The organism is Henriciella sp., assembly GCF_049649345.1.
Taxonomy (GTDB): Bacteria; Pseudomonadota; Alphaproteobacteria; order Caulobacterales; family Hyphomonadaceae; genus Henriciella.
In genome coordinates this window covers 1-6,998 of record NZ_JBARZC010000114.1, presented here as the reverse complement: position 1 = coordinate 6,998, position 6,998 = coordinate 1, and the positions used below count along the sequence as shown (strand labels likewise).

The 6,998-nt window shown below is 60.3% G+C and carries 7 protein-coding genes; 1 reads left to right on the top strand and 6 read right to left on the bottom strand.

What is annotated here, in order from left to right; translation table 11 throughout:
* Positions 1 to 98 precede the first annotated feature (98 nt).
* From WA989_RS02875 to WA989_RS02865, 3 genes are all read right to left on the bottom strand, one after another.
* On the bottom strand, positions 99 to 983 hold the full coding sequence (locus tag WA989_RS02875; protein ID WP_424339018.1) for a hypothetical protein: 885 nt from the start codon (positions 981 to 983) through the stop codon (positions 99 to 101).
* 139 nt (positions 984 to 1,122) lie between these two features.
* A complete protein-coding gene (locus WA989_RS02870) occupies positions 1,123 to 1,578 on the bottom strand; it encodes a MaoC family dehydratase (protein WP_424339017.1) in 456 nt (151 codons plus the stop codon).
* An 88-nt stretch (positions 1,579 to 1,666) separates the two neighbouring features.
* Positions 1,667 to 3,214 (bottom strand): acyl-CoA synthetase, encoded by a 1,548-nt coding sequence (locus tag WA989_RS02865; protein ID WP_424339016.1) that lies wholly within the window; start codon positions 3,212 to 3,214, stop codon positions 1,667 to 1,669.
* Between the two features lie 173 nt (positions 3,215 to 3,387).
* On the opposite strand from WA989_RS02865, the gene WA989_RS02860 reads away from it, so the two are divergent.
* On the top strand, positions 3,388 to 3,894 hold the full coding sequence (locus WA989_RS02860; protein ID WP_424339015.1) for a hypothetical protein: 507 nt from the start codon (positions 3,388 to 3,390) through the stop codon (positions 3,892 to 3,894).
* Between the two features lie 15 nt (positions 3,895 to 3,909).
* Here the strand turns inward: WA989_RS02860 and WA989_RS02855 are convergent, their stop codons facing one another.
* The 3 genes from WA989_RS02855 to WA989_RS02845 form a co-directional block, all read right to left on the bottom strand.
* A complete protein-coding gene (locus WA989_RS02855) occupies positions 3,910 to 4,839 on the bottom strand; it encodes a sterol desaturase family protein (RefSeq protein WP_424339014.1) in 930 nt (309 codons plus the stop codon).
* A gap of 90 nt (positions 4,840 to 4,929) precedes the next feature.
* Positions 4,930 to 6,168: an alpha/beta hydrolase gene (locus WA989_RS02850; RefSeq protein WP_424339013.1), complete on the bottom strand. Its 1,239-nt coding sequence runs from the start codon at positions 6,166 to 6,168 to the stop codon at positions 4,930 to 4,932.
* Between the two features lie 103 nt (positions 6,169 to 6,271).
* Positions 6,272 to 6,998: metal-dependent hydrolase family protein (locus WA989_RS02845; RefSeq protein WP_424339012.1), on the bottom strand; the 727-nt coding region annotated here is incomplete at its 5' end.

Below are 6,998 nucleotides of genomic sequence, written 5' to 3'. Positions count from 1 at the left end.
GGCTCCTGTATATCTGTTTCCCCACAGATATAGGTTGCAGGCCGGCGACGAAAAAGGCGCGCGGCTCTGCAACCTCACAAAGATCCAGCGATCAGGCCCTAAAACTCGGCCAGTTCGAGGTCGCCCGCCTTCCAGGCGGCCAGGCAATCATCGGCATCATGAAAGGCATCCGATGCGAGCAGTGTCGTCTCGGTCTGGCCCTGGCCGGTGAAGCGCGGGTCATCACACTCCCCGTCCTTCGACCAGTCGCTGGCATTGTCGCCGAAATTGACGCCATTGAACATGAGGCCATCTTCGGGCGGATCGTCGAAATCGGCAGGATCGACGGTCATGTCGGCATCTTCCAGATCTTCGAAGAGCACTGCGAGCTCGTCCAGCAGGGCCTGGTCCTCAGCCGAAAGGTCGATCTCTTCGGTCACCTCTTCAATAGAGGGGTCCCCCTCGCCGCGCAGGCGCAGATCGCCCCCATCCAAGCCGGCCTTGCAGTCGCTGGCATCATGACCGATATCGTCCGCGAGGAGTGGCGGTTCAGCCATGGCGGCGCCGATGAAGCGGGCATCGTCGCATTCGCCATCCGTTGCAAAGAAGCTCTCATCATCGCCATAGTCGATATCGGTCTCGGTATCAGTCCCGGTCTCGGTCGACAGGGCGTTCGACGATGACGATGGACGCGGCGGCATGGCATTCAGAAGTGGGCCGTCGCTGGCAGGGGGACTTTCGGTCGTCGCCGGAGACAGGATGACCGATCCGGCAAGAAAGGCTGCCCGGCAGTCGCTGGCGTCGGCCATCAGGTCAGCGTCATCCTTGACGTCCGTGGCACCGACCCCTTCGAAGCGCGGGTCGTCGCACTCGCCATCATTGGCCCAGAGACCTGAATCGTCGCCAAAATCGATATCGCCCGGCCCGGCGGTCTGGGCCTGGGCCCCAAAGGCAAGCGCAGCAAATGCCAGGCTCGCACAGCTCAGTTTAAGACTGTGTTTCATGACTATCCCCTCAAAAACAGGCTCCTCGACGCGCATCTTTGAGCCCATCTGAGGCAAAAGCAAGACGGGCCCGGATCGGCAGAAGGGCTCTGCAGATCCGGGCCCGGAATGGGTGTGACCGTCTGGTTGAAGCGGCGTATCAGCCGTAGAGCACGGTCAGCGTTTCAGCGACGAGGGCAGGGCGCTCTGCGCCATCGATCTCGATTGTGGCTTCCATTCGCATCTGCTTGCCGCCGGCCTTCTCTTCGATGGCGAGGCATTTCTGGCGAAGACGGACCTTGGAGCCGACCGGCACCATATTGGTGAAGCGGACCTTGTCGGAACCGTAATTGATGCCGCGCGTCGTGCCCTCAACGCGCAACACTTCCGCGCCCAGCATCGGGAGAAGCGACAGGGTCAGAAAGCCGTGGGCGATCGGGCCGCCGATTTCCTTCTTGGCGCGTTCGACATCGACATGGATCCACTGATGATCGCCGGTGGCGTCTGCGAACATGTTGACGCGGTCCTGATCAATCAGGTGCCAGTCGGACACGCCGACTTCCTTGCCGGCGATGGATTCCAGATCGTTATAGTGAACTGTTTTAGGGTCTGCCATGGGTGGGTCCTCCTTGAGATATCAATCTTGTTGTCGCGCAGTCTTGCGCGGGAAATGTCTGATGTGCAAGCGCGGCGGCAGGCGTGGCCTAGACGATGCGTGAGCCTGACTTGCCCCAGTAGCGGTCGCGGACGAGACGCTTGTAGAGCTTGCCGGTCGGGTGGCGCGGCAGGGCCGGGTCGAAGTCCACCGATTTGGGGCATTTGATCTTGGCGAGCTGCGAGCGGCAGAATTCGAGCAGCTCTTCGGCCAGCGCCTCGCCCGGCTCGATGCCTTCGGCCGGCTGGACGACGGCTTTCACTTGCTCGCCAAACTCCTCATCCGGCACACCAATGACGGCGACGTCAGCCACTTTCGGATGAGTAATGAGGATGTTCTCGGCTTCCTGCGGATAGATGTTCACGCCGCCGGAAATGATCATGAAGGCCTTGCGGTCGGTGAGGTAAAGGAAGCCATCTTCATCAACCTTGCCGACATCGCCGAGCGAAGACCAGTCTTCATGTTTGGGATTGAGGGCGCCCTTCGTCTTCTCAGGGTCGTTATGATAGTTCGGGGTTGGCGTGCCGCCGAAATAGATCTGGCCTTCCGTGCCAGCGGCGACTTCGTTTCCGTCTTCGTCGCAGATGTGAAGCTCGCCCCAGATCGGGAAGCCGACGGTGCCCTTGTGGCCGAGCCATTGCTCTGAATTGGCCCAGGTCATGCCATTGCCTTCAGAGCCGGCATAATACTCCTCGATGACGGGCCCCCACCACTCGATCATCTTTTCCTTGACCGGGATCGGGCAGGGCGCGGCGGCATGGACGGCGGCCTCGAGGCTTGAGACGTCATACTTGGTGCGGACCTCTTCAGGCAGTTTCAGCATCTTCACGAACATGGTCGGCACCAGCTGGGAGTGGGTGACCTTGTGCTTTTCGACCAGGGCGAGGAATGTCTCCGGGTCGAATTTCTCCATGATGATCAGCGTGTTGCCGAACCGCGTCATGGTCATGCACCAGCGCAGCGGCGCGGCGTGATAAAGCGGAGCCGGCGACAGGTAGACACCCTCCGGCTTCACGCGAAACAGCGCCTGCGCGATCGTGATCAGGGCGTTTGGCGCGTCGATCTTCGGCTCTTCCGGCAGCGGCGGGCGGATCCCTTTCGGGCGGCCCGTCGTGCCAGAGGAATAGAGCATGTCGGTGCCGGCGCGCTCATCTTCGATCGGTGTTTCAGGCAGGCTCGCGCGCACGCCTTCAAGCGGTTCATAGCCTTCTATTGGCCCGTCGATCGACCAGTAGGCCTTGCAGTCCGTAACCGCTTTCACTTTGCCGGCCACATCCTTCAAACCGGCAGACGCAATCAGGAGCTGGGCGCCGCTATCCTTGATGATGTATTCAACTTCCGGCGGGGTCAGGCGCGAGGAAATGCAGACGAAATAGAGCCCAGAGCGCTGGGCGGCCCAGCAGATCTCGAAATAGCGCGGCGTGTTCTCCGCGAAGACCGCAATCGTGTCGCCAGTCTTGAGGCCAAGCGTGCGAAAGGCGTGCGCGATCTGGTTGGACCGGCTCTCCAACTCGGCAAAGGTTACCACCTCGCCGGAATTGCCCATGATATAGGCGGGTTTGTCCGGGTGCGTCTTCGCGTGCTGGCACGGATGCATCAGTCTCTATCTCCCTCAACGTGCAGCGCTTTATACAGCGCGATCATTATGGCCGTTGTAGCAACCTGCTCGCCCTCGTCCATTCCCGACGTAGCGTAAGCCGGGCGTCGCCTTGCACAAGGCGAAAGAAAGTGCGCTACTTCGTGTCTGACGCGAATCTGGAGGGATGAATCATGGCAACACCTACACTTTCACGGCGCGGCGTCCTTGTCGGGGCGGTAGGCTCGGCAGGCGGGGTCGCTTCCTGCGGCAATCTTGGCCTCTCGGCGGCAGGGGCAGGCCTTGCAGATGCGGGCGCCGACACCTCTCATGAGCATCACGAGCATGGCGGCGATCACGACATGATGATGTCGACCGAGATCAATCACAAAACGCTTCATGCGCTCTTGCATTGCAAGGCGATGAGCGAGATCTGCCACTCAGTCTGCATTGACGTGATGCAGACCGGCGATACCAGCATGGCCGATTGTGCACGGCGGGTGCGCGAGACAGCGGCGATCTGCGATGCTTCCATCACCTTCGTCACCTCGGGAAGCCCTCTCACCGATGAGTTGCTCGCCGTCTGCAAGGAGACGTGCGAGCTCTGCAAGGCCGAGTGCGACAAGCATGCCGACCACCATACCGAATGCGCCGAGTGCGCTAAAAGCTGTGTCGACGTCATCGAGGCGATCGGCGCCTGACCGTGTGCCGCGAGGTCAGGCCTTCGGCAGGCCCGGCGTACCGGCCTGGTCCGGGTGCTCGGCGACATAAGCCGCCTTCAGCTCGGCAGAGCGATTATGCTCACCGTTCGGCTGCCAGCCAGGGCCGTTGATGAAGCGGCGTAGCCAGCGGTCCGGCCGCAGGCCGTCTCTGTAGCAGTCGCGCGCCAGACCGCCCGCCTCGTGAAAGGCGACGACGACAGGATTATAGTTCTCAAGGGGTTTGACGATCCCGAAAACCGGCGGGTCGCTTTCAAGCTCAGGCACGAAGGTGCCGAACATCCTGTCCCAGATGATGAAAACACCGGCATAATTGGTGTCGAGATAGCGCGGATTGATGCCGTGGTGGACGCGGTGGTGCGACGGGGTGTTCATCACCGCCTCAAACCAGCCCGGCATCTTGCCGATGACCTCTGTATGGATCCAGAACTGGTAGACGAGATTGAGACTGGCGACGAAGAAGATGAAGAGCGGGTGGAAGCCGGTCAGCACCAGTGGCACGCCAAGCCAGATCAGGCCGGTAAACGGGCCGAACCAGGGCTGGCGCAGCGCGGTCGTCAGATTGTAGTGAAGCGAGGAATGGTGCGTGACATGCTCCATCCAGAACCAGCGCATGCGATGCGCGAGCCTATGCTTCCAGTAATACACGAAATCATAGAGCACGAAGAGCAGGATACCGCTCCACCAGGTCACTGGAATGTCCAGGAGCCGATACTTCCAGAGCAGCAGCATCATCCAGAGCGCAACCGCGCCCGTCAGCGTGTTCACGACCAGATTGCCTGTGCCCATCACCAGAGAGGTGATGGCGTCTTTCGTCTCATATTTGCCATTGGCGCGGCCTGTCTTGACTGCCCACCACTCCCAGATCACCGCCAGCACGAAGGCCGGCGCGGCGATAGTAGTGGGAGACGGAATTTCCATCCGCATAAGATGACACGGGCGTCATCAGGTTTGAAGCCTGTAATCTCCGTTGGCCTCTCAGCGGTTATCGACGCCACGGTGAAGAGGGCGGCGCACTTATTCGCCGGGCGGAAACGTCTCGGCCAGAGCATCGTGCAAGGCGACATCCCACTGGTCGATATAGTGGCCCGCATAGAACGGGCGGAAGCTGACATCGTACTCGGCGTCCTCAAGGGTGCGGACCGCAGCATCGGCGGAGTAGTAAAAGCTCGGTTCGTACGTCCCGGCTGAGATAAGGAAACGGGCCTTTTTGCCGCCCGTATCTGGCGTGCTAGCAAGAGGCATATAGCCAGGTGACATTACTATAGCGTGCCGGAAGACGTCCGGGCGCAGAAGCGCGGCTTGAAGCGCGAAAACAGCCCCGTTCGATTTTCCGGCGACAACAGTTTCACTCGTCTTCGTTGTGACCCCGAATTCCTCTCTCGCCCAGGGCAGAACGGTCTCGGTGACCCATTCCAGATGTGCGTCGAAACGCTCTGGCGCATCCCGATATTCCGGCAGGTAGTCGCCAGCCCGCACATCAAAGTCGAAGGTCTTTTCGTGTACGATTGCGTCACTTCCCGAGTGGAGGCCGATGACGACAAATGGCCTTACCTCACCGGACAGTGTCCGTTCTTCTACCAAGCGGCCATAGTAATCGGCCTCTTCCCCATCCGCGAGAACGAGAACTGGCCAGTTGCCATTTGGGTCATGATCAGGCGGCAGATAGATGCTGAGCTTGCGCGTCTCGTTCAGTTGCGGGCTGTCCAGCGTTTCTTCCAAAACCGTCCCTGCCAGTGGCGTATCGGGATTGGTCGTGAAGGGCAGGGCAGCGGGGGCATCTGGCCCGCGCCATGAGAGTTCCGTTTCATCCTCGTCGCCCATCATGAAGAAATGAAGCATGGACTGCTGCAGATTCGTCATGCGCAGACGGGTCGCCCAGAGGTCATCCTCGGAAAGCGAGGTCCAGTCCGGCGAGTGCAGCGAGCAACAGACAATCGGCGTTTTTTCGCTTCGTGCATACAATGTCAGCGTGTCGCCGCGCATATCCCAGGCGATGCGTTTGTCCTCAAGAGCATCTTCAGCCTCGGCAGGCGTGATATCTCCAACCGGCAGGGTGCAGGTCTCTGCGGCCAGGCCAAGCAATGTCTGCACGCCGACGCTTTTTGCCTTCTCAGGATAGTTTGTGGCGTAGCTTTCTGCGTCGCTGCAAGAAGTCCCGACCGAGAAGAGAATAGGCATTTCGGTCTGCTGTGCCATGGCCGGGAGGGCGGATGATACAAAGAGAAAGGCGAATAGGCTGAAATATCTGTACATGCTCGCACCTCTGCTTACCTGAGGTTGCATCCTGAACAGCAGTAATGACAAAGGCAAGCTGGGAATCGCCTGTCAATCGTCGTCGAGGCGGCCGCTCTATTTCCTAGAAGGGAAGTGGCTCGCCATCCTGCTTGTAGACCGTGCCAGCTTTCATGACGAAGTCCACATCGGCCAGCAGTTGCATGTCATCCAGCGGGTCACCTGAAACCGCAACAAAGTCTGCAGCACAGCCAGTCTCGACGCAGCCCAGCTCGCCGCTCCTGCCGAGCGCATCGGCAGCATTGATCGTCGCCGCCTGGATCGCCTGCATCGGCGTCATGCCATAGGTCACCATGCGGGAGAACTGGTTGCCATTGTCGCCGTGCGGATAGACGCCGGCGTCCGAGCCGAACACCATCTTCACCCCGGCCTCGACCGCATCGCGGAAACTGTCGCGTTGCAGCTGCGAGATCTGGCGTTCCTTGTCCATCGATTCCGGCAGGACGCCATTCTTTTCGCCTTCGGCCAGCGTGTATTCGGTGTTGTAGATGTCCATGGACAGCCACGTGCCGCCATCCTTGGCCATCTGGATGGCTTCATCGTCCAGGATTGAGGCGTGTTCGATCGTATCGACCCCGGCCATCAGCGCATTCTTGATGCCCTGCGTGCCGTGGGCATGGGAGGCAACTTTCAGGCCGCGGGCATGGGCCTCCTCGACGATGGCGGTCAGTTCCTCAACCGTGCCCTGCTGGGCCCCGAGGGTCGTGCCCTTGGAGAAGACCCCGCCGGTCGAGCAGGTCTTGATCAGGTCGACGCCGTATTTGAGGTTGGTGCGAACCTTGTCGCGCATT